14 protein-coding genes, 1 pseudogene and 1 riboswitch are annotated in these 20,666 nt (G+C 59.4%); of the genes and pseudogenes, 3 read left to right on the top strand and 12 right to left on the bottom strand.

The annotated features are described in order from the left end of the window. Positions 1-885 precede the first annotated feature (885 nt). The 8 genes from PKO02S_RS27085 to PKO02S_RS27050 form a co-directional block, all read right to left on the bottom strand. The gene (locus tag PKO02S_RS27085) at positions 886-2,262 is read right to left on the bottom strand and encodes an NCS2 family permease (RefSeq protein ID WP_127588131.1); all 1,377 of its coding nucleotides are present in this window, start codon (positions 2,260-2,262) and stop codon (positions 886-888) included. Positions 2,263-2,547: 285 nt separating this feature from the next. Beyond that, a riboswitch (purine riboswitch) is annotated at positions 2,548-2,647 on the bottom strand. 308 nt (positions 2,648-2,955) lie between these two features. Beyond that, positions 2,956-4,494 carry a glutamine-hydrolyzing GMP synthase gene (guaA, locus tag PKO02S_RS27080; RefSeq protein ID WP_127588129.1) on the bottom strand — a complete coding sequence of 513 codons (1,539 nt, stop codon included), beginning with the start codon at positions 4,492-4,494 and terminating at the stop codon, positions 2,956-2,958. A gap of 668 nt (positions 4,495-5,162) precedes the next feature. Next, positions 5,163-5,570 carry a thiol-disulfide oxidoreductase DCC family protein gene (locus tag PKO02S_RS27075; RefSeq protein WP_127588127.1) on the bottom strand — a complete coding sequence of 136 codons (408 nt, stop codon included), beginning with the start codon at positions 5,568-5,570 and terminating at the stop codon, positions 5,163-5,165. A gap of 22 nt (positions 5,571-5,592) precedes the next feature. Next, entirely contained in the window at positions 5,593-8,142 is a 2,550-nt protein-coding gene (locus PKO02S_RS27070; RefSeq protein ID WP_127588125.1) for a DUF4129 domain-containing transglutaminase family protein, read from the bottom strand. Next, complete coding sequence (locus PKO02S_RS27065) at positions 8,126-9,439, bottom strand: DUF58 domain-containing protein (protein WP_127588123.1); 1,314 nt, start codon at positions 9,437-9,439, stop codon at positions 8,126-8,128. Before PKO02S_RS27065 ends, PKO02S_RS27070 begins: the two co-directional genes overlap by 17 nt. Further along, positions 9,436-10,449, bottom strand: a complete 1,014-nt coding sequence (locus PKO02S_RS27060; protein WP_127588121.1) for an AAA family ATPase — start codon at positions 10,447-10,449, stop codon at positions 9,436-9,438. Before PKO02S_RS27060 ends, PKO02S_RS27065 begins: the two co-directional genes overlap by 4 nt. 64 nt (positions 10,450-10,513) lie before the next feature. After that, positions 10,514-11,929 (bottom strand): polysaccharide deacetylase family protein, encoded by a 1,416-nt coding sequence (locus PKO02S_RS32605; protein ID WP_164821715.1) that lies wholly within the window; start codon positions 11,927-11,929, stop codon positions 10,514-10,516. Positions 11,930-12,005: 76 nt separating this feature from the next. Next, positions 12,006-12,926 (bottom strand): helix-turn-helix domain-containing protein, encoded by a 921-nt coding sequence (locus PKO02S_RS27050; protein ID WP_164821714.1) that lies wholly within the window; start codon positions 12,924-12,926, stop codon positions 12,006-12,008. Between the two features lie 89 nt (positions 12,927-13,015). On the opposite strand from PKO02S_RS27050, the gene PKO02S_RS27045 reads away from it, so the two are divergent. Further along, the gene (locus PKO02S_RS27045; RefSeq protein WP_127588117.1) at positions 13,016-13,834 is read left to right on the top strand and encodes a phytanoyl-CoA dioxygenase family protein; all 819 of its coding nucleotides are present in this window, start codon (positions 13,016-13,018) and stop codon (positions 13,832-13,834) included. Positions 13,835-13,894: 60 nt separating this feature from the next. Here the strand turns inward: PKO02S_RS27045 and PKO02S_RS27040 are convergent, their stop codons facing one another. The 4 genes from PKO02S_RS27040 to PKO02S_RS27025 are packed head-to-tail and all read right to left on the bottom strand — an operon-like array spanning position 13,895 to position 17,095. Beyond that, positions 13,895-14,371 (bottom strand): peroxiredoxin, encoded by a 477-nt coding sequence (locus PKO02S_RS27040; RefSeq protein ID WP_127588115.1) that lies wholly within the window; start codon positions 14,369-14,371, stop codon positions 13,895-13,897. A gap of 41 nt (positions 14,372-14,412) precedes the next feature. Then, positions 14,413-15,198 carry an ABC transporter permease gene (locus PKO02S_RS27035; RefSeq protein WP_127588113.1) on the bottom strand — a complete coding sequence of 262 codons (786 nt, stop codon included), beginning with the start codon at positions 15,196-15,198 and terminating at the stop codon, positions 14,413-14,415. Positions 15,199-15,204: 6 nt separating this feature from the next. After that, positions 15,205-15,999 carry an ABC transporter permease gene (locus PKO02S_RS27030; protein ID WP_127588111.1) on the bottom strand — a complete coding sequence of 265 codons (795 nt, stop codon included), beginning with the start codon at positions 15,997-15,999 and terminating at the stop codon, positions 15,205-15,207. After that, positions 15,992-17,095: an ABC transporter ATP-binding protein gene (locus PKO02S_RS27025; protein ID WP_127588109.1), complete on the bottom strand. Its 1,104-nt coding sequence runs from the start codon at positions 17,093-17,095 to the stop codon at positions 15,992-15,994. Before PKO02S_RS27025 ends, PKO02S_RS27030 begins: the two co-directional genes overlap by 8 nt. A 242-nt stretch (positions 17,096-17,337) precedes the next feature. Between PKO02S_RS27025 and PKO02S_RS33490 the strand changes: the two are divergent. Together PKO02S_RS33490 and PKO02S_RS27015 are read left to right on the top strand one after the other, a co-directional pair. Beyond that, positions 17,338-18,414, top strand: a pseudogene (locus tag PKO02S_RS33490) (LCP family protein); the annotation flags it as partial. 677 nt (positions 18,415-19,091) lie between these two features. Then, the gene (locus tag PKO02S_RS27015; protein WP_127588105.1) at positions 19,092-20,432 is read left to right on the top strand and encodes a glutamate-1-semialdehyde 2,1-aminomutase; all 1,341 of its coding nucleotides are present in this window, start codon (positions 19,092-19,094) and stop codon (positions 20,430-20,432) included. The last annotated feature ends 234 nt before the right edge of the window (positions 20,433-20,666 follow it).

The raw sequence follows: 20,666 nt of genomic DNA, 5'->3' as shown, positions 1-20,666 counted from the left end.
TTCTTCAGGACAACCTTCCGAAAGCGACCAGATCAATATATCACATTCGCCAACCTCGATGCAAGTTCTTTTTTTCAAAAGTTGTTCGCTTAGCGCCGTTTACCGGACAGCCGTTCGAAGCGGCGAGAATTAATATAACAAATTATTCAACTCGATGCAACTGGAATTTTCAACAAATAAAGAAGAACCTGAGCGGAAGTTCACCGATCAGGTCTCTGGCATAGGTGTTCAGTCGGCGCGTGGGGAGGGCAGGAAAAGGGGTTCCGACTGTTGTTGAAATCATGGCCCTTGGATTGAGTTTTGTTTGGGTTAGGCCATGATTTCAAAGGCAGACGCTTCGCTTCTCCACTCCTCCCTATTCCCGCCCTCTTCTGTCCTTCTTTCGTTCATCGCGTTACGTTTTTCTGAAAAACCGTCTCCTAGGACAACGATCCGTAATCCTATTCCGCCGGATTTCGCAACCAGCTATACCCGCTCGAAGCGAAGAGCATTCTCGAGCAGCGTGGCGCCTGTACCCTTGCTCCCTAGTCCGAAAAAGTCGGACTCCCGCGTGCTTCACCGCCCGGAAAGGCTCTGTAGTCCGAATCGGCCGAATTAGAGCGGCGTTTTCCAGAGAGAGCGTGCGCAACCGGCTCTGCAAATGGGAAAAGTCGGACTAGAGACCGCTTTCCCCTTCGCTCCCGCCACGCAGTCCGAAAAAGTCGGACTAGAGCGTATATGGCCTTTCATGCACGCTCAATAAGATCCGGTTGGCACAACACCGGTCCATTTTTTGGCGGTTGTGTTTAGTTGGCGCGTGGGAAGGGGTGTAGAGGATTTAAACTTTCTGATATGTCAAAAATAAGCGCCGGTCCGAAGACCGACGCTCACACCTACAAATCCGAATCAGCCTGAGCCCAAGAAAGCGTAGCGGCCGATAATGAGCACTGTCAACACCCACATGAGCCAATGCAGCGGTACCTTCTTCGAGCTGAATGCGTTGCTGATTGCCGTGAGAATCGTGTAGGACACGATCCCGATGGAGATCCCGTTCGCGATGCTGTAAGTGAAAGGCATTAGAACGATCGTCAGGAAAGCAGGGAACGCTTGAAGGAAGTCGTCCCATTCGATCTCCTTGATGCTCGACATCATCAACACGCCAACGATGATCAGGGCAGGAGCCGTAGCAGCGGACGGGACCACCAGCGCCAGCGGGGCGATTAACAGAGCGAGCAGGAACAGCACGCCGGTTGTCACGGAGGTCAATCCGGTCCGTCCGCCTTCAGCAACGCCGCTCGCGCTTTCGACATAAGCGGTGATGGTGCTTGTCCCGAGCAAGGCGCCTGTGCTGACGCCGGCAGCGTCGACGAGCATCGCTTTTCCGATCGTTTTCTCGCCTTTCGCTTTATTTTTCAGTATACCCGCGCGAGAAGCCGTCCCGACAAGCGTACCGAACGTATCGAACAGCTCCACGAATGTAAACACCAGGACAATCTCGATAATCCCAACCCCGAAGGCGCCTGCGATGTCCAGCTTGCCTACGGCCAGGTTGTCAAACGAAGGAATCCAGCTAGTCTCCGTTAAGCCATCCAAATTCGTGACACCCATCGGAATCCCAATCAATGTTGCAGCCACGATACCGATCAGCAGCGAACCGCGTACCTTGAGCACCATCAGGACGGCAATGATCAAGAGCGAGACGAGTGTCAGCAGCGTATCCTTGTTATGAAGAAAATCGCCAAGAATGAGGTTGAACTGGTTGGTGTTCAGCACCGGATTTTTGTCTACATCGGTTCCCGGATTAACACTGACCATCATCAGATTGCTCAATTTGACCCCGATAATGGTAATGAAAAGACCGATACCGACAGTGATCGCAACCCGAAGATTGTTCGGAACGGCGGTCAGCAGCATTTGGCGTACTTTGGTGACGGTCAAAATGATGAAGATGATCCCGGACAGGAAAACGGCGCCAAGCGCGATCTCCCAAGTAATCTCGCCGCCCGAGCCCAGCACGACGGACATGAAGTAAGCGTTCAGCCCCATACCCGGCGCCAATGCAATCGGTACGTTGACGATAAAGCCCATTGCCAATGTAACGATACCTGCACCTACAGCGGTTGCGAAAAATACAGCCTGGTTCGGGATTCCTGCGCCGCCCTCGCCGAGGAACAACGTGTTGACGAATAGGATGTACGCCATCGTCATGAAAGTAGTCAAACCCGCGATGATCTCTGTTCTGGCTGTTGTGCCGTGCTCCCGCAGTTTAAACAAGCGGTCCATTTGATGATTCCTCCCACATCGGATTGGTTTTAGGAACAACAAATGCGTCTATGCGACGCGCCTATGCAACCTGACCGAAGCATGAGGATGTCAAACGATAGCGAGCTCTCTCCGCATGAAGCGCTACGAGAATCCGACGAACGGCTCCGGAAACCAATTCATCCTTATTGTGCGCACGCCAAAAAAGCCCGATTCGAATGTCTCCCATTGCTTCGACCAGGCTTCACGCGGAAAGAACGCCCGGCCGTACCTGCCAAGCAACTGCAGGCGGCCCCTTCCGAGGAAAGAGGGACGTTCTTCTTTCGTAGCCAGATCATTACGGTGATCTTGTAGAAACTCTCAAGCCGATTCTCGAGAATATACGAAACGATGTATGTTGTTGGTGGTGTCAGTCACCCTTATTCTATGCCCGTTGTCGAACATTGTCAATGGGATAACCGAACGTTCATCATACAATTAATTCGCTATGTTCGGATGTATGCGGATTCAGAAGTTCCAATAGTGCGGTTATTCCCGCGCATTGCACTCCAGTCCGTTTCATCCTCTTGCAAAAGCCGGAATAACAACACCAATAAACTGAGGGTTAATCGAGCAAGAATGCGGGTGATCGAGCCGTGCAAAGGTAAAAATGACCTCTGCAGGGCAAAAAAACGAAGCTCCGCTACTGAAGCGGAGCTTCGTTACACGAGCCTGCTATTCCCACTCGATCGTGGCAGGAGGCTTGGACGTAATGTCGTACACGATCCGGTTGACGTTCTCAACTTCGTTGACGATCCGAACAGAGATCTTCTCCAACACATCCCACGGAATACGAGCCCAGTCGGCGGTCATCCCGTCAATGGAAGTTACGGCACGGATGCCGACGGTGTAAGAGTAAGTCCGGCCGTCACCCATGACGCCGACGCTCTTCATATTCGGCAGCGCCGTAAAGTACTGCCAGATCTCGCGATCGAGGCCCGCTGCGGCAATCTCCTCGCGCAGGATGGCGTCGGATTCGCGCACGATATGCAGCTTGTCCTCCGTCACTTCGCCCAGCACGCGGATGGCCAGACCCGGTCCCGGGAAAGGCTGGCGCCAGACGATTGCAGCAGGCAGTCCGCACTCTTCGCCGACTTTGCGCACTTCGTCCTTGAACAGCGTCTTGAGCGGTTCCACGAGCTTGAACTTCATATCTTCCGGCAGACCGCCGACGTTATGATGCGATTTGATCGTTTGGGCGGTTGCCGTACCGCTTTCTACAATATCCGTATAGAGCGTGCCCTGAGCCAGGAACTCGAAATCGTCGAATTGAGCCGACTCCTCCTCGAACACGCGGATAAACTCGTTGCCGATGATCTTACGTTTCTGCTCCGGATCGCTGACACCCGCCAGCTTGCCCAGGAAACGGTCGCGCGCGTCGATCTTGACAACCTTCATGTCGAATTTGCCGACGAACGTCTCCATGACGCCTTCCGCTTCGCCCTTGCGCAGGAGGCCGTGGTCGATGAACATACACGTCAGCTGGTCGCCGATCGCCTGGTGCAGCAGGATCGCCACAACGGACGAGTCGACGCCGCCGCTAAGCGCGCACAGCACTTTGCCGCTGCCGACTTGGGCGCGGATGTCGCGAATCGTATCGTCGATGAACGTCGTCATGCTCCAAGTGCCTTCGCAGCCGCACACCTCGAACAGGAAGTTGCGGATCAGCTCGTTGCCGTACACGGAGTGGCGCACTTCCGGATGGAACTGCACGCCGTAGAAGCGCTTGTCCGGATGGCTCATCGCCGCTACCGGCGCATGCTCCGTGCTCGCGTCCACGACAAAGCCACCAGGAATCGCCGAGACATAATCGCCATGGCTCATCCACACGGTCTGCTTCGCTTCCAAGCCTTTGACGAGCGGGCTGCTCGGCGTGAACTCCACGTCTGCCTTGCCGTACTCCCGCTTGCTCGCCTTCTCCACCTTGCCCTCGAGCTGATGCGCCATCAGCTGCATGCCGTAGCAGATGCCGAGAATCGGCACGCCCAGCTCATAGATGCCCGGATCGACCTGCGGCGAATTCGGCTCGTACACGCTTGACGGCCCGCCGGAGAACACGACCCCCCGCGGCGCCAGCTCGCGAATTCTAGCCGCAGTGGTGTTGAAGGGCAGCAGCTCGCTGTACACGCCCAAGTCGCGAATTCTGCGCGCGATCAGCTGGTTGTACTGGCCGCCGAAATCGAGCACGACGATCAGTTCATTCGGTTTATCCAAAGTAATCCTCCTCAATTGGGGAGCTGCCGCCGACGCTCCATCAGGAGGCTCCGACCGGTCAGCTGCCTTGTCCGCTAAACATTTAACGTTAATTATATAGAAAGCGGAGAAAGCGCGTCAAGGCAAGCTGAACATGCAAACGCTTCCGATTTGATCATAGCTCAATAGATGCGAAAACCGATCGAAAAACTCGCCGGCCGCAGCAAATAAGAGTAGGCCAATAATTACCCTCATCGCACCCGGCGGGTCGTTCACCCGTCACAACAACCTAAGTAACTATGAAATAACGCTATTTTGATCAAAATGAGCGGAATACGGTCGTTTAGGTCTAAATAAAGTTACAGCAAGCATAACGCTATTCTTCCGAATTTTCGATCAGGCGTCCAAATAAGTTGATAAGCCATCATCAGACTTTTTGCGGACACAGATGAACTTATTTGGCACAAAGGGAACGGTTTCGAAAGTTTGGCGGACACAGATGACCTTATCCAGCGAAAAAGTGGCGTTTAGATCCCTTGGGAATTCGAATAAGGGCTCGTGTGGCCGCCAAAGGGTCAAAAAACGAGGAAACAAACAAAATAGCGGATCTCCTGTCCGCTAAACTCGCCGACCCGACATGAACTCCTCCGCCAGAGCCGTAGCCCGTTACCTTGCGAAGCTGCAGCCGGCTATTCCAGGAAGCGCCGCCGAATGTCGGGAGGCGGCAGCAGGCACTGGTCGCGACGCCCGAACCACCGGTACCGGTGGCGGGCGACGAACCGGTACACCCCGTCCCGGATCGGACGGGGAACGATGTGCAAGGGCGCGGCCCACCGGGGCCAGCCCTGGAGATGCCGCGCGATGCGCAGAGCCGCGGTCGATTCGGTGTAGCAGCGGCCCTCCTCGAGCAGGACGATCGAATCGAGCCGGGACGGGTCGATATCGTGTCCTGTCAGCAGGCGGCGGGCCGCCTCCGATTGCAGGGCCGCGTAGCGGAACCGGCCAGCGGGGTCGCGCTTCAGTATGAATTGGACGGAGCTGTCGCAGAAGCTGCACTCTCCGTCGAACAATACGATAGATGGCGTCTGGGAGTTCATTGGAAATCCCCTCCTGCCTCCATTATCGCATAGTCGATGACGACTTGGAACCGGGAGGCCTGGAAATCCGCTCCCATAATTCGGCGATCGCGGACTGCTCGACTTGACGCTGTCCGCGATGCAGCGAGCTTGACGGATGCGCCTCCGCATAACGAGCCGATTCATAGAGGCTCGCGAACCGCAGCAGCGCGTCCCGCTGCTCCTGCTCGGGCAAGCTCTTCACCGCCGCCTCGATATACTCGCGGACGGTCTGGTCCGGCCGGCGGTCGCCTAGCTTGCGCTGCACTTTCCTCCACACCCGGTCATAGGCCGGGAGCGTCCGATTCCAGGCGAGCCGCTGCGCGCGAGCAGCCGACCACCGCCTCCTCTGCAAGAGGCGGATCAAACCGTAAAGGAGCGGCAAAAGCAAGAGCAGGGAGAAAGCCGCGACCCATAGCTGACGGCCGCCAGCCTCTACTCGCTCCCAGCCGGACGATATCGCTTGTTCCGCCGACAGGACGGTATTTTGCGCGAGGGAGCCGGTCCGTTGCAGGAAGGCGAGCGTCGCGTCGGCGGCAAGTACGCTATTCTCCAGTGCCGTCGACCAGTCCCACGTTCGAGCCGCGCTAGTGGTGCTGCCGATCGGGGTGGCTGACGATTGGATCGAGCTGAACGCGGCCAGCGCCGCCACGGCTGCGGAAGAGGAAGCCGATCCTGACGCACCCGCCGTGGTGATAGCGTCACCTCCGGACGCCCCGAGCCCCAAATCCCCGCCTCCGAAGTCGTCGGTCTGCGCGAACCCAGGCGTCGGCTCGAACGACACCCAGCCTTGCCCCGCGATATACGCCTCCACCCAGGAATGCGCGTCGCGGTTCAACACTGTATACGCGAGCAGCTTCTCATCCGGCGACGCATCCTCGGTGCTCAGTTGGCCGGGGGCGAAGCCCTTTACCCAGCGAGCGGGGATGCCCAACGTCCGCAGCATGACGACCATCGAGGTTGAGAAATGGTTGCAATAGCCGGCCTGGTCCTCGAACAGAAACTTGTCGACGAAGTCTTCGCTGCCGACCGGATAAGACGGATTGTCCAGGCTGTACTTAAACGGCCCGCTGCGCAGGAAGGTCTGGACGGCGAGCGCTTTCGCGTAGTCGCCATCCGCCTTCACGGTGACGGCGCGAGCCAAGTCGCCAACCCTCGAAGGCAGCGACGAGGGAAGCTGCAATTCGGCCGTGAGAGCGGCCCGCTCTTGCTCTGTGAGCGACGGCTTAAATACCGACGACGCTGTCGACGGTGCCGACGATGCCGGCGGCGCTAACAGCGCTGGCACTTCAACCAGCAGCCGATAGTAGGCGAGCGGCTCCTGCGCCGTAATAGCCGCTCGACCGGTCAAGGCGTCGATCGTCACTTGGGACGGCGGCAAGCTGTCGCCACGCGAGGACATCAGCGCCTCGACGCTGGCGATCCTCCCGCCGGCGAACAGCTGCCCGCCGAGACTCAAATCCTCGAGCGCGATTTCCTGCCGGATCGTCTCAACGGCAACGTTCGGCGTCCCTGAAGGCGGCATCGCTCCAACCGCCGAACCGCCACCGGAACCGGAACCGAAACTGGCTGAGGCTCCGGCGGTGGAACCGGCGCCCACCCAGCCGCGCCCCGTGTACGTACTGCGCGATTCTCCGCGCCAGTACGTCTCCCGCTCCGTCCTCGCCCGGAAAGCGACGCTGTTGTCGGGCAGCAGCGGCGCGCCGAGGCGCGAATCGTCCTCGCCGTAGCCGGTGAAGGAAGCCGCTTCGGACGTTTTCCAGTCCACCGTCAGGCTATCGCCGCTCCTCCCCCCGTCGCTAGGGAACAGCTTGAGCCACGCTTCCGTAAGCGGCCCCCACTCCAGCGGCCCGGGCATTCGCGACTCGTCGCGGGCCATCCATAATCCCGCTCCGATCGCCAGCGCCATGACGGCGGCGGTAGCGGCGGTCCACCCGACGGACCACGCTCCGGGCCGGAACCGAAACGCAAACTGCCCTTCGACACGCGCCAATTGCCCGATCGCCATCAGCAGCATGCCGGCAATAAAGGCGCGCAAAATGCCGGCGCCTGTGTCCACATCCCAGCCCAGCTGCAGCGCGAGCAAGTACAGGATCGTCAGCAGCACGAACCATAGCGTCTGCATCCGCTCCACAACCGTGTTGTACATAACGGAGATGAGCATCGCCCAGCCGGTCAGAAACAATAGCGTTCGGTTATGCGGACTTATGTTCTTCGTATCCAATTGCACGAGCGAAGCCAGATCCTGCCCGGTCACGCCCATATAGGAGCCAAGCCAGGAGACGCCGGGCCAATCATGCGGATAAAACAACATACCGATCAGCGAAAGCGATCCCAACACCTTCAAACCGATGCTCCAGCCTAACGGCACGCGAAGATAATCCAAGAGCAGGAAGCCTGCGAAAATAAGCACGAACGGCCGCAGCATGTGCAAGTCGGTATGCTCAGCCATAGCGGCCAGCGGCCTCAGCCATTCGATCAGCAGCACGAACAGCAGAGCGGCCGCGGCCGCTTCCCGGTAGTAGGAGCGCGCACGCTCAGAAGCTGGTGCCACGAGCCGCACCTCCCTCGAACGAAAGCGACGCCGGAGCAGCCGCCACGGTCGGTTTGTCCGGCGCCGCCGCAACGTCGGCGAAGCCGCAGCCCAGCGCCGCGAGCTCCTTCTGCCACTGCCGGTGCGCCCAGCTCGCCGAAGGAGCGGCGTGGACGAGCACAACCGTGCAGCTGCAGCCAAGCGCCTTCAGCCTCAGCAGCGCAGGCAGCAGCGCCGGTCCCGCCAACGGCGTGACGATCGCGAGTGTCGCGTGCGGCGGCAAGGCATAAACCGCTTGCAGCAGCCCGTCGCCGAACGGCATCCGCATATCGGGCTGCATACGAGACAGCCACTCATACACGTGGCGAAGCTCATCAACCGTCCCAGCGGCAAACATCGCACCTCCGTAAGAAGCACTCGCAACACCATTGACGCCGCCTCGCTCGCCGCAAACATGAAGCTGCGCCAAACCGGCGTCATCTCCGACGACCCGCCGAGCCAGTCCCGCCGCCGTCCGCATCGCCGCCTCGAACAATACCTTCCCGCTTGCCCCCTGGTAAGAGTCGACAGTCGCGTCCAGCAGCACATGCACTCGCTTCGAGGCGGCAGGCTCGAACAGCTTCGTCTGCAGCTCGCCGGTGCGGGCGCTCAGCTTCCAATGAATGCGCCGCAGCGGGTCTCCCGCTTCATACGGACGGGTCCCCCGGAGCAGCGCCGAGTCCCGAAGCGAAACCGCCACCCGCCCGACCGTCCCGTCTTCGTTCGGACCGGCCAACAGCCGGCCTCGTGGCGACTCGGGAACGGGATAGACGAGGAAGGATGGGCCTCGCCCTCCGCCCGCATGCTCACCGCGCCTCCGCTGCCGCCGGATAATTTGGACGAGCCCGAACAAATCCCCCGTATGCAGCTCCCAGCCCTCCGAGCGGTACTCCCCGCGGTGAAGGTTCTCCAGCCGGTATTGCAGCATCAGCTCCGAACGGAACCAAGGGAACAGCAGCTGCCGGTACTCGACCTTGGTGCCGTCGCTATGCCGCCACGTTTCCTTCGCCACGAGCCAGACAACCGGCCAGAACGATCGATGCCTTAACCGCACCGAGACGCGAAGCGCCCCACCCGCATAAGCGCGGTCGGCCTCCAGCCGACTTTCCCCGTGGATGCCTCGCAGGACGAGCAAGCTCGAGCCAAGCGCGAACACTAGCCACACAGCGCAGCCGTACAGCAAGAAAGCGGTCGATTGACCTCCTCCTCCATTCCGGGCGAGCGCATAGACGACCGCGCACAGCGCGAGCAACGCCGCCATGTTCATCCAGCGTCTCATGGCGCCACCTTCGTCCCTGCACCGCCGTCAGCCGCTCCATACCGGGTGGCCGGCACCGCCACGGCCGCGGCAATGCCCCGCAGCACCGACTCCGCCGTCCGGCCGGCCATGCGCGCGTCGAGCTTCACGGCGAGGCGATGCGCCCATACCGGCTCGAGCAGTGACTTGATGTCGTCCGGGACGACGTAGCCTCGGCCCGCCATAAACGCTCGCGCCTGCGCCGCCCGCATCAGCGCAATGACGGCGCGCGGACTCGCGCCCCACTGCAGATCGGTGTGCGAACGCGTCGCGGCAGCCAGCTTCACCAGATACACCTTCAGCGTGTCGTCGACGAAGACGCCGCGCACCTCCTGCTGCAGCTCGAGCAGCTCCTCCGGCAGCAGCACCGGCTTCGCTTCCTCGAGCGGATGGCGCAGCTGCAAGCGCCCGAGCAATTCCACTTCATGGCGCTCCGCCGGATAACCGACGCGCAGCTTGAGCAGGAACCGGTCGAGCTGCGCCTCCGGCAGCACGAAGGTCCCTTCCTGCTCAATCGGATTTTGCGTGGCGAGCAGCAGGAACGGCTGGCCGAGCGGATACTCGACGCCGTCTACCGTCACGCGCTGCTCCTCCATCGCTTCCAGCAAGGCGGACTGCGTCCGAGGAGAAGCCCGGTTGATTTCATCTACAAGCACTACACCCGCCATCAGCGGTCCCGGCCGGAATTCGAATTGTCCCGTATGCGGACGATATACGGAGACACCTGTCACATCGGACGGCAGCAAGTCCGGGGTGCATTGAATGCGCTTGAAATCCGCGCCGAATACACGCGCCAGCGTACGGACGAGCATCGTTTTGCCGACGCCCGGAACGTCCTCCAGCAGCACATGCCCCCCGCACAGGAAGGCGAGCACCGCGAGCTCCACGACCTCCCTTTTGCCCAAAATCACTTTCTCGGTTTGATAGAGTAGACGTTCTATGAATTCGTTAGGCCGGTCAAACGGAAACTTGCTCTCTCGCGCATACGGCATAGGATGGATACCCTCCTCAGAAACTTGGAAACTATGTTTCTAGTTTCTCCATCCCGCCCGGAATTTAGACTCGTACGTCCAGCTTCCCAGGCCACAATACGCCATAGCCTTTATGATTCACGTCAAGCGAAACTTCCCGAAGCGTATCGCTGAATGCAAACGACTCCACTTGGCCGCCCAGCAGCTCGACCGTGCTCCGCAGCGGGACTATCACCGAGCCGTCCTTCAGCTTCACATCCGCCAAATGAAATGTAGCCGTGGTCTTCCCCGCCTTCTCCACAGACATCGTGTTCGCCTTCAGGTCGACCGTCATCACATACATACCGTAAGCGACCGAAGCCGTTCGCCGCTCTCCGTCCCATGTGACGAGCGCCCCCATCTTCTCGGTCAGCGCGCGAAGCGGCACGTAAAGCTTCTCGTGCTTGAACTCGTAGGCGGCCGAGTCCAATGTAAGGCGCTCCCCTTCGCCCGGACCGAGTCTCAGCTCGAGCGGCGGCGCGACAGGCTGAGACAGCGCTTGCTCCTGCGCCTGCAGTGGCGCCTGCGCCTCCGGGAGCGACGGCGGCGGCACATCGCCGCTCGACTGCGCGGCGTCCACCATCGGCACCGGTCGCGCGACGCTGCTCAAGCTCGCCGTCCGCTCCCAGGCAGTCGCCTGCCATCGCTCATGCTCCTGCCGCGACATCGCTTTGCTTTTAACCGACTTGGAGAGCGAGGACTGGACCGGATTCACCGTCTCGTCAAGCGCAGCGAACCTGTACCCCAGCTCCCGGTAATAACGGATCACTTCCGGCAATGCTCTCGCCGATTCCTGATGGCCGGCGCTGTCATGCATCAGCACGACCATCTCCCGCTTGAGCGTCTTCGCCTTGGCGTTGGCCGCGATCTCCCCTCTCGGTACATTGACCCTTAACGAATCGCCGCTATCGACGTTCCAATCGAATACGCTATACCCCGCTTGTTCCAAATAGTAGAAATAGAAAGCGTCGAAATGATTGTATGTCCCACCCGGCGCGCGGACGAGCGACGGGCGGAACCCAACCGTTTCTTCCAATACCCGATTCGTCTGCTCCACCTGCTCCCAGAACCCCCCGAAGTCCGGGTAAAGCTGCTCGTACCGATGATTGTACGTATGATTGCCCAAAGCATGGCCTTCTTCTACAATCCGACGGACGAGCTCCGGACTGCGGCGCACCTGCTCGCCGAGCACGAAAAACGTCGCCGGGACACCCTCTTCTTTCAATATATCAAGCACCGCCGCCGTCGTCGGACCCGGACCGTCGTCGAACGTCAAATAAACGGTCGGCTGCTCCGGCTGGGTGTAGGCTCGTTCCAGCGGAATGCGCTTCCCTTCCTTCAATCGATCGTACACGTCCGAACGTCCTCCGTCGGCTCCATCCGCCCACACGGCGGAAATGGCGGTCAAGGGCAACAGCAGCAGCGTCAAGCAAACGGTGAGCGCCAATCGAAACCATCGCATCGCAGGTTCCTCCCCAAGTCTATCGATTCGGACTAGTGATAGATTATATGAGGAGGGGGTTGATTTATGACCTGCTTTACGAAAAGGAAGTATTGGAGAGGTCGGCCTTCTCGTGGGCTGCAATCGCATGAGCGGCATTCGCATGGGCGGCCTGCGCCTGCTTCCGGTACGCGCTTGGGCTGACGCCGTAAGCGGCGCCGAACTGTTTGGTAAAATAGTACGGGCTCTGGAAGCCTACGTCATCAGCCACTTCCGCGATCGATCGCGACGTATATTCCAGTTGGCGCGCCGCATGGCGAAGCCGAAGCCGCAGCAGCATCTCGATGACCGATGCGCCGGTCTCCTGCTTGAACAGATGCGCGAGCCGCGAGGGCGACAAATTAACCCGTTCGGCGAGCGCGGCTATCGTATGCGGCTCCTTCATCTGCAGAGTCAACAGGCGGAGCACCTCTTCCACTCGCGGATCGCGCGCGTCGCCCGTTCGCTGCGGCTGAGCCTGCACTTGAAGCAGCAGCAATATTTCCTCCAGCGCATTGTAAGCAAGCCGCTCGTAAAGCCGATCCATATGCAGGTGGTCCCTTGTCAGCCGACGGAAGGCAATCTGCAATCGCCCGAGCAGCGCTTCGTTGCCCACATGGACATGGAGCAGCCCCGGCATCGCCTCCGGCAACTGGAGATACGACTCCCACTGGGCGGCGGGCAAAAAATGGCACCACACAAAATCCCAAGGCTGCCCGTTCTCCTTCGTCCGGTAATGATGCGGCGTGCCCGGCACAAGAATAAAGGCATCCCCTCTGCGACAACCTACGGTGCGATTTCCGAGCCGGTATTCTCCATCTCCGCCTAAAGTCAACGTGAGCAAATAATCGCGTGTCCCGGCGCGCCGATTCGTCCGGTAGCCGAACGGCTCCACGAAGTGATTGGCGAGAAGGACGCCCGGGGGCGGAGCCCCTGTCTCTTCGACTTGCTCAGCAGGATTGTTATGGTTTTCAGCCATTTGCTTCATTCCCTCCCGTTCATGCTCATTCTATACTAGGATCAAAGAGGGTTCAATCGAATCCATACCGGGAGGGGCAGAGAGAAACCATGAGCGAATCAAAAGCGTATATCAGCGAATCCGAGGTGCAGCAGTTTCGTGCAGAAGGTTACTTGATCGTAAGAGGGTTGTTCGGGACGGAGGAGGTGGAGGAAATCAAGACGGAGTTTATGCAGCTGCATCAAGCCGGGCCGGTCGAGCGCCTGTTCCATCCGGTGCCCGAGGATCAGGCGAACGGCGATATTCTGAAGCAATATCCCCGCTTCATGCATCCGCATCGCGTGAACGAGCTGTCCATGCGCTACATGATTCACCCCCGCGTCATGCATGTGCTGCACGATCTGTTCGGGGAGGAAGCGCTCGCTGCGCAGAGCATGTTCTACTACAAACCGCCAGGCGCACGCGGCCAAGCGCTGCATCAGGACAATTTCTACTTGCTTGTTGAACCCGGCACCTGCATCGCCGCTTGGACTTCGGTCGATCGGTCGGACGAGGACAACGGAGGACTATACATCGTCCCCCGTACGCATGAGGAAACGATTCAATGTCCGAACGAGGCCGATCCGTCCGTCTCCTTCACCACGCACGAAGTCGTCGTCCCGGACGGCTGCAAGCCGGTGCCGGTTATCCTGGAGCCCGGGGATGTGCTGTTCTTCAACGGCAACGTCATTCACGGCTCGTATCCGAACACGTCGAAGGACCGCTTCCGCCGCTCGTTCATTTGCCATTACACTGGCGTGTCGACGACGAAGATCTCGAATTTCTATTCCCCTCTGTACACCGAGGACGGCACCGCCATTCACGATATCGAGCACAACGGGAGCGGCGGGCCATGCGGAGAGGAATACGCGGTCATGGGGCCGCATTGAGTATGGCTTCTAGTGTAAAAACGACAAAAACCCGGCAACCCGCCGGGTTTTCGCATTGCCTTATTTGAGCTTCCTCGCCGCCTCGAGGACCTTGTCCACATGCCCCTTGATTCGAATGTTGCGCCATTCGGCCGCCAGCCGGCCTTTCCGATCGATGAGAAACGTGGAGCGGACGACCCCCATATACTCGCGCCCGTATAGCTTCTTCATTTTCCACACGTCATACTTCTTGCACACCTTAAGCTGCTCGTCCGCGAGCAAAATGTAGTTCAGCTGCTGGTTGCGGATAAACTTCTCATGCGAGGCGACCGAGTCCGGGCTGATCCCGATCACGACCGTGTCCTCCTCGGCAAATACAGCATAGGCGTCGCGAAATTCGCAAGCCTCCTGGGTGCAAGTCGGCGTCTCGTCCTGCGGATAAAAAAACAGCACGACCTTGCGGCCCTTCATGTCCTTGAGCGCGAGCTCCGTCCCGTCCGAGGCGGGCAACCGGAAGGCCGGCGCGGCTTTGCCGATTTCCGGCGCAGTTTGGGTCACTGTAAGACCTCCTCTCCTTTATTTGTCAGCCAAATGTCCCGCTACGAGCCGGCCCCGCGATACTTGCGCACCCCATAGTTCCACAACGCCAGTCCGATCGCGAAAAAAATCAACCCCATGACCGGTGTGAGGAACGCCATCATGCCCCAATTGGCCCGATCCAGGAAATACGCCGCCGGATAAAATCCGACAAACGCAAAGGGCAGCAAAAACGTCAGCGTGAACTTGATGATTTTGTTGTAAATATTGACCGGGTAGCGGCCATAGTTCTGAATGTTCCAGACGAGCGGCAATATGCCGGTAGGCGCATCGGAGAAAAAGGAAACCGACGTGATGGCGATATACACGCCCCCGTAGATCAGAATCGCTCCTCCGGTGAACAGCAGAAAGGCGAGCGGATCGGTCCACGACAAGTCCATGTCCATCTGAACGCCCGTGTAGAACATGATGAACAGGCCGACGAGACTGCCGAATAGCGAAGCCGGGTCGAGATTTTCCAGCATCAGCTGCGTCAGATTGTGCGCGGGACGGATGAGCACGCGGTCCATCTCCCCTTTGCCGATATACCGTTCAGAGAAGTTCCAGAGGTTGAAGAAACAGCCGAAGACGCCGTAGGGCACCATGAAATAGCCGTAAATGAACACGACCTGCTCCTGTGACCAGCCTCCCAATAAAGGCGTATGCATGAATACGATCAGGATGAACAGCAGGTTCATCCCCTGGAACAGCAGGTCGGAGACGATCTCGATCCAGAAGTCGGAGCGGTACGTCAGACGGCGTTTGATATAGTTGGAAAAATATTCGCTGAATAGCGATGCGTAGAACATGGTCCTCTACCCTCCTTGCACGAACAGCCGCTTGCGGGCGCTGCGCCAGATGAGTACGATCGGCACCAGCAGCAGCACGAACCATAGCAGTTGGACGCCTAGCGCTTCGTATACCGCCTGTCCGGTCACTTTACCCGTGAACACCGAACCCGGCAAGTACGTTACCGCTTGGAACGGCAGTACCTTGAGGATGACCTCTAGCCAGCCCGGGAAAAAGGATAGCGGTACGATGAGGCCGGAAAACAGGTCGACCGCCACCCGCTTCATACGCATCATCCCCTCGTTATTTTCCACGAAAAAGGCGAACAGGCCGGTCAGGATGTTGATTTGCGAATTGATCAGGAAGCTGAACGCCAGCATGAGCATGAAAATAAGCCATACGACCGGGTCGGTCGGCAGTCGCACCGGGAACAGCAGCGAAGCGAGAATCATGCCGGGCACCATGAACAGCAGCAGCCGGAACAGCCCTTCCCCGAAGCCCTGCATCATTTTGACGACGAGGTAATTGTAAGGCCTGATGAACTGCACCGCGACGCTGCCGTCCCGAATTTCATTGGCGATTTCCCGGTCGAGGTTGTTGAAATAAAACGCCCGCGCCATCCACGACACGGCTACGTAGGTGGTCATCTGCTGCACCGTCATGCCGCCCAGCGTCTCGCTGCTGCCGTAGATCGCTTTCCACAGGAAATAATAAGCCCCGATATTAATGGCATAAATAATAATGCCGCTGTAATAATTGACCCGGTAAGCCAGCATCATCAGAAACCGAATGCGGATTAAGTCGATATAAGCGCTATACATGGGCCTTCTCCCGGTTCTCGGCTTCGGAGTCGGAGTTGGAGTGGTTAGCGGTATCGGCATTTTCGGTACCGGTTGGGGCTGCGGCCGGTTTGTCGGCGGAGCCGGTTTTGTAAATTTCCCGTACGATATCGTCGGTATTCGGCTCGTGAATCTGAATATCGCGAATGTCGATCGCACTTACGACGCGGGCCAGCACCTCGGAGACGTTCGCTTTGTCGAGCGGGATCCGTGCCGTCGCCGTATAGTCGTTGTCCTTGGTCCATTCCGCCTCGAGTCCGACTGTCAGCTCGCGCAGCCGTTCGATCGGCACCGCTTCGTTCAGCTGCAGCACGATTTCCTTGCCGGTTCCCCATGTCGTTTTCAGCCGGTCGAGGCCGCCGTCGTAAATGATTTTGCCGTCATCGAGCATGATCACGCGGGAGCACAGCGCTTCAATGTCCTGCAAATCATGCGTCGTCAGCAGGATCGTCGTGCCGTAGCGCTGATTCATCGATTTCAGGAATTCGCGGATCTCGGTCTTCACGACAATGTCGAGCCCGATCGTCGGTTCGTCCAGGAACACGATGTCCGGATTATGCAGCAGCGACGCCGCCAGCTCGCAGCGCATCCGCTGACCCAGACTCAGCTTGCGCACCGGACGATTGAGCAGCTCCTGCAGCTGCAGCCGTTCGACGAGCTCGTCCAGGCGTTCGCGGTAATCCTCCTCGGACACCCGGTACACTTTGCGCAGCAGCTGGAACGACTCGATGACGCCGATGTCCCACCAGAGCTGGCTTCGCTGGCCGAAGACGACGCCGATGCTGCGGACGAACGTCTCCCTTTCTTTGTGGGGGACGAAACCGTTCACCTCGATCTCGCCGGCTGTTGGCACGAGGATACCCGTTAGCATTTTGATCGTCGTCGATTTGCCAGCGCCATTTTCCCCTATGTAGCCGCAAATTTCCCCCCTCGGGATCGTGAAGCTGATGTCCTTGACCGCCGTAATTTCGCTGTACTCTCTGGTAAACAGATCGCGAAACGCCCCCTTCAAGCCGCCCCGGCTCTTGGGCACTCGGAACTGCTTGCGCAGCTTGTCCACCTGTATGGCTGGTTTCATACTCGTTTCAACCTCCTCCGCCAGTTCCGCTCTCGCGGTCACCGCAAAAAAATTTCCACAATCTGTTCGATCGCAATCGACATAAGTTGCAGTCCGGTTTTCGAAACTACTATAATGAAGAAGTGCTGATTTTTGTGCTGTTGGCCCAAATTGATTCTCGACTCCGGTAACTGTCGCACCAACATCATGTTACACGATTAGACATCAAAGGAAAAGTCGGACCGTGCAGAGGAGAACGTCTCATGTGGAGAAAAATGCGTTGGATCGTCCTGGGCGTCAGCTTAGTCGTCGTAGGCGTATTCGGCTACTATGGATATCATGTGTATCAGTTCAGCAACAACATACAGAAAAAGGACGGCGAGTCCTTCTTCGATCAATTCAAGCCTAATCCGAACGATACGTCGGCCCCGACACCGGACCCCATTCCGAAATGGGAAGGCAAGGAGCGGGTCAACATTATGCTGCTCGGCGGCGACTCGCGTGGATTGTCCAAGTACGAGGTGCCTCGCTCCGACTCGATCCTGATCGTCTCGATCGATCCGGTGACGAAGAAGGGCCACCTGTTCTCGATCCTGCGCGATACTTACGTGAAGATCCAGGGGCACGGCTCCGATCGGATCAACACGGCGATTACATACGGCGGTCCTCAGCTGGCGATGCAGACGGCAAGCGAGTTGCTCGGCTTGCAGATTCAATATTACGTGTACACCGATTTCCAAGGCTTCATCGCACTTGTCGACGCGCTTGGCGGCATTGAGATCGATGTCGAGAAGGACATGAAGTACCATGATTCGGAAGAGCCGGAGTTCGATATCGACCTGAAAAAGGGTTTGCAGCATATGAACGGAAAAACGGCGCTGCAGTACGTCCGGTTCCGTCACGACGCGCTGTCCGACTTCAATCGCACCGAGCGGCAGCGGAAGTTCCTGACGGCCGTGGCCAGCAAAATGCAATCGACGACGTCGTTGTTCAAACTGCCCAGCATTTTGAGCAGCATCGATCCTTACATCGAGACGAACATGTCGCTCACCGACATGCTGAAGCTCGGGTCGCTCGGGTTCGACGTGAAAGCCGGCGGCGTGAAAGGCATTCAAGTGCCTCCCTTCGACTTGCTGGAGGATAGCAATGTCGAAGGCGCCTCGGTGCTGGCGGTCAACAAGGAGAAGCTACAGAAGTTCGTGAAGGAAGAGCTGAGCGGCGTGCATGAGCCGGGCGGCACGGCGGGGGACACCGCAAAGACCGATGACGACGACGGGCGGAGCGGCGGCGTAACGTCGGCGGGCAGCAGCGGGAGCTCGGCGAGCGGCAGCGGGACGGGCACGAGCGGCGGCGGGACGGTGACAGGCAGCAGCGGGAGCTCGGCGAGCGGCAGCGGGGCGGGCGGCAGCGGGGCGGGCTCAAGCGGCGGCGGGACGGCGACGATCAAGCCGACTCCGACACCTACGCCGAAGCCGACGATTAGGCCGACCGCGACTCCGACGCCTAAGCCAACCCCGACTCCGACTTCAACGGTGACCGGCGGCACGGAAGATGTAGATGGCGACGGTGGCGGGAAGCCATCAGTGTCCGGGTCGCCGACACCTACGTCTTCGGGCGGCGGTGGCGCGACGATGTCGCCGACGCCTAAACCATCGGCCGGTGGCGGAACGGCGTCGCCTAGCCCGACACCGTCGAGTGGAGCGACGGGAACGCCGAAGCCTTCCGGCAGCGGCAGCGGTGGCAACGGCGATGGTGGCAGCGGTGGCGGATCGCCGTCGCCTGGTGCAGGGACTGAGAGTCCGAAGCCATCGGTGAGCCCGTCCGGCAGCCCGTCCGTGTCATTGGAGGCCGGTTTGTCTGCAAGCTCGATACTTCGTGCCCTGTGGCCGCTCGGCAGCTTGGCGGGTGAGTGAATAAGGGGATTGTGAGATAGCTGCCGTTTTGTACAGCAGCTATTTTTTCTTGAGCAACGACATGCGGGATGGATGAATACGGTACTTAGAGAGGGAGAGGCATTATGAGTAGAACCAATCGGAGCCGTTCGGAAGCTTTGTATCAAGAGGCGTTGCAGCATATCGTAGGCGGGGTGAATAGCCCCTCCCGCTCGTTCAAGGCGGTCGGCGGCGGCGCGCCGGTATTCATGAAGCGCGGTCAAGGCGCTTATTTCTGGGATGTGGACGGCAACAAGTATATCGACTATTTGGCCGCTTACGGCCCTGTTATTCTGGGACATGCTCACCCGCATGTAACGGCGGCAATCTGTGAAGCGGCACAGAACGGCACCTTGTACGGCACGCCGACGGAGCAGGAAATCCGCTTCGCCGAGATGCTGAAAGCGGCGATCCCTTCGCTCGACAAGGTGCGGTTTGTCAATTCCGGCACGGAGGCGGTTATGACGACGATCAGGGTCGCGCGGGCATACACCGGCCGCAGCAAAATCGTGAAGTTCGCCGGCTGCTACCACGGCCACTCCGACCTCGTGCTCGTCGCCGCCGGCTCCGGGCCTTCTACCTTAGGTACGCCTGACAGCGCCGGCGTGCCGCCAAGCATCGCGCACGAGGTGATCACGGTGCCGTTCAATGATTTGCCGGCGCTGGAAGAGGCGCTCGCGGTATGGGGCAATCAGGTCGCCGCGGTTATGATCGAGCCGATCGTCGGCAACTTCGGCATGGTGACGCCGAAGCCCGGCTACCTAGAGGCGCTCTGCCGGATGACGCGCGCGAACGGCTCTCTCGTCATCTATGACGAGGTGATCACCGCGTTCCGCTTTCATTATGGCGCGGCGCAGACGTATGCGGGCGGCGGATTCGCAGACTATGGCGCGGTCGAGCCCGACCTGACCGCGCTTGGCAAGGTGATCGGCGGCGGGCTGCCGATCGGCGCTTACGGCGGGCGGCGCGACATCATGGCGCAGGTTGCCCCGCTCGGCCCGGCCTACCAGGCCGGTACGATGGCGGGCAACCCGGCTTCGATCGCCGCCGGCATCGCCTGCCTCGAGGCGCTGTCCGAGCCGGGCGTCTACGCGCGGATGGAGTCGCTCGCCGCGACGCTGACCGCCGGGCTGGCGGACGCGGCGGCGCGCCACGGCATCGCGCTGACGATCAACCGGATCGGCGGCGCTTTCTCGACGCACTTCTGCTCGCACCCCGTCACCAACTATGACGAGGCGCAAGACACGGACGGCGAGCAGTTCGCGGCGTTTTTCCGCCTCATGCTCGACCAGGGCATCTGCCTCGCCCCTTCCAAGTACGAGGCATGGTTCCTGACGACGGCGCATACGGACGCCGATGTCGCAGCGACGGTGGCGGCGGCGGACCGCGCCTTCGCCGCCATGAGCCGCGGGAGCAGCATAGTATAGCTGCCCCGCAGGCACTGCATGGCCGGGCTGCCGGTGCTGCTGCACCGCGCGGCCCGGCCATTTGTGTGCGCCGCTCGTGGTGCCGGGGAGTTAGTCCAAAAATGGACTAACTCGGTGCTTGCGGCTCGCGTTGAGCAGGAATTGGTGCAATAATGGACTAACTCAGATAACCCCGGTCATTACGAGCACAAGTCGCAACTCCATCAGGTTCTGCTCCCTTGTGCCACTATCCCT

Source organism: Paenibacillus koleovorans NBRC 103111, assembly GCF_004000845.1.
Classification (GTDB): domain Bacteria; phylum Bacillota; class Bacilli; order Paenibacillales; family NBRC-103111; genus Paenibacillus_AA; species Paenibacillus_AA koleovorans.
The sequence above is the reverse complement of the archived record's forward strand: the minus strand, read 5'-3'. Positions and strand labels throughout refer to the sequence as shown.

What these genes read in the sequence shown, in the direction of transcription:
- PKO02S_RS27085 (WP_127588131.1), bottom strand. Translation starts at nt 2,262, where the DNA reads ATGGACCGCTTGTTTAAACTGCGGGAGCACGGCACAACAGCCAGAACA.
- PKO02S_RS27075 (WP_127588127.1), bottom strand. Translation starts at nt 5,570, where the DNA reads ATGAACTCCCAGACGCCATCTATCGTATTGTTCGACGGAGAGTGCAGC.
- PKO02S_RS27065 (WP_127588123.1), bottom strand. Translation starts at nt 9,439, where the DNA reads ATGAGACGCTGGATGAACATGGCGGCGTTGCTCGCGCTGTGCGCGGTC.
- PKO02S_RS27060 (WP_127588121.1), bottom strand. Translation starts at nt 10,449, where the DNA reads ATGCCGTATGCGCGAGAGAGCAAGTTTCCGTTTGACCGGCCTAACGAA.
- PKO02S_RS32605 (WP_164821715.1), bottom strand. Translation starts at nt 11,929, where the DNA reads ATGCGATGGTTTCGATTGGCGCTCACCGTTTGCTTGACGCTGCTGCTG.
- PKO02S_RS27050 (WP_164821714.1), bottom strand. Translation starts at nt 12,926, where the DNA reads ATGGCTGAAAACCATAACAATCCTGCTGAGCAAGTCGAAGAGACAGGG.
- PKO02S_RS27045 (WP_127588117.1), top strand. Translation starts at nt 13,016, where the DNA reads ATGAGCGAATCAAAAGCGTATATCAGCGAATCCGAGGTGCAGCAGTTT.
- PKO02S_RS27035 (WP_127588113.1), bottom strand. Translation starts at nt 15,198, where the DNA reads ATGTTCTACGCATCGCTATTCAGCGAATATTTTTCCAACTATATCAAA.
- PKO02S_RS27030 (WP_127588111.1), bottom strand. Translation starts at nt 15,999, where the DNA reads ATGTATAGCGCTTATATCGACTTAATCCGCATTCGGTTTCTGATGATG.
- PKO02S_RS27025 (WP_127588109.1), bottom strand. Translation starts at nt 17,095, where the DNA reads ATGAAACCAGCCATACAGGTGGACAAGCTGCGCAAGCAGTTCCGAGTG.
- PKO02S_RS27015 (WP_127588105.1), top strand. Translation starts at nt 19,092, where the DNA reads ATGAGTAGAACCAATCGGAGCCGTTCGGAAGCTTTGTATCAAGAGGCG.